The organism is Promicromonospora kroppenstedtii DSM 19349, from assembly GCF_000515355.1.
Lineage (GTDB): Bacteria > Actinomycetota > Actinomycetes > Actinomycetales > Cellulomonadaceae > Promicromonospora > Promicromonospora kroppenstedtii.
In genome coordinates this window covers 93,214-93,765 of sequence record NZ_KI911686.1, presented here as the reverse complement: position 1 = coordinate 93,765, position 552 = coordinate 93,214, and the positions used below count along the sequence as shown (strand labels likewise).

General features: G+C 76.4%; 1 pseudogene. It reads left to right on the top strand.

The features are described 5' to 3' along the window. Window positions 1-21: 21 nt before the first annotated feature. Window positions 22-552: pseudogene (locus PROKR_RS15070) on the top strand (Gfo/Idh/MocA family protein); the annotation flags it as partial.

Here is a 552-nt window from a genome sequence, read left to right as displayed (position 1 = left end):
CCGTGGGCGGGGCGGCGCCGGATGGGCGACCGTGCCGTGGTCGACGGCGTGGTCACCAACCCGCTGGCGCACGCCGTGGCGACCGCGCTGTGGGTCGGCGGCGCCCGGACCGCCGCCGACCTCGCGTACGTGAACACCGACCTGTGGCGCGCCAACCCGATCGAGGCCGACGACACGTCCTCGCTGCGGGCCGTCGGCACTGACGGGACGCGGTACGGGTTCGGGCTCACGCTGTGCGCGGCCGCGCGGACACCCGCGCGGGTGATCGTGCAGGGCACGGCGGGCGAGATCGAGCTGGAGTACGAGCACGACCTGGTGCGGCTGCGCGCCGGGAAGGTCGTCGCCGAGAAGCGGTACGAGCGCACCGGCCTGCTGGAGAACCTGCTGCGCGCCCGGACCGGCGAGGAACGGCTGCTGTGCGACGTGCGGGACACCGGCGCGTTCATGCGGGTGCTGGAGGCCGTGCGCACCGCGGCGGACCCGGCGCCGATCGGGGCAGAGTTCGTGGACTGGGTGGACGGCGTGGCGGCGGGCGGGCCGGGGGTCGCGGGC